Origin of the sequence: Burkholderia sp. AU4i (assembly GCF_000466765.1) — a bacterium.
GTDB lineage: Bacteria > Pseudomonadota > Gammaproteobacteria > Burkholderiales > Burkholderiaceae > Burkholderia > Burkholderia cepacia.
On record NZ_ASSI01000411.1, the window covers coordinates 1 to 711 of the forward strand.

The window sequence follows — 711 nt, forward strand, 5'->3', positions numbered from 1 at the left end:
TCCAGCAGGCCGACGCGCAGCGACGGCACCGGCCGGGCGTCCCGGAAGGCGTGTTCGTGTACGCACCGAACGCGCGTGTGAAAGCCGGCGATCTCGTGCATCTCACGGGCCGCGTCGACGAGCGCTACGGCCGGACGCAGTTCACACTGTCGGGCGGCATGACCGTCTGCGCAAGCGGGCAGACCGTCACCCCGGCGACGCTTACGCTGCCGGTCGCCACGTTATCCGTGCTGGCCGCGCATGAAGGCATGCGCGTGCGCCTGCCGCAAACGCTGACGGTCAGCGATACCCACGCGCTCGGCCGCTACGGCAGCGTCGTCCTCAGCCACGGCCGGCTGCGCATCCCGACCCACGTCGCACAGCCGGCCGAGGCCGCCACGCTCGCGGCAGCCAACGCACGCAACCGCATCGTGCTCGACGACGGCTCGAACCGCCGCGATCCCGCAACCGTGCGCTATCCGCCACCCGCGCTCAGCGCCGCCAACACGCTGCGCGCGGGCTACACGGTGCGCGGTGTCGAGGGTGTGCTCGAACTGCGCTACGGCGCATGGCGGCTGCAACCCATTGCCGGCGCGGCGCCCGTCTTCGATGCCGCCTCGAACCCGCGTACCGATGCGCCGGCCCGTCATCCCGATGCCGACGTGCGCATCGTGTCGTTCAACGTATTCAACTATTTCAATGGTGACGGGCACGGCGGCGGATTCGACGCCC

General features: G+C 70.6%; 1 pseudogene. It reads left to right on the top strand.

Features of this window, described 5'->3' with window-relative positions:
- Positions 1-711 (top strand): annotated as a pseudogene (locus L810_RS48265) (ExeM/NucH family extracellular endonuclease); the annotation flags it as partial.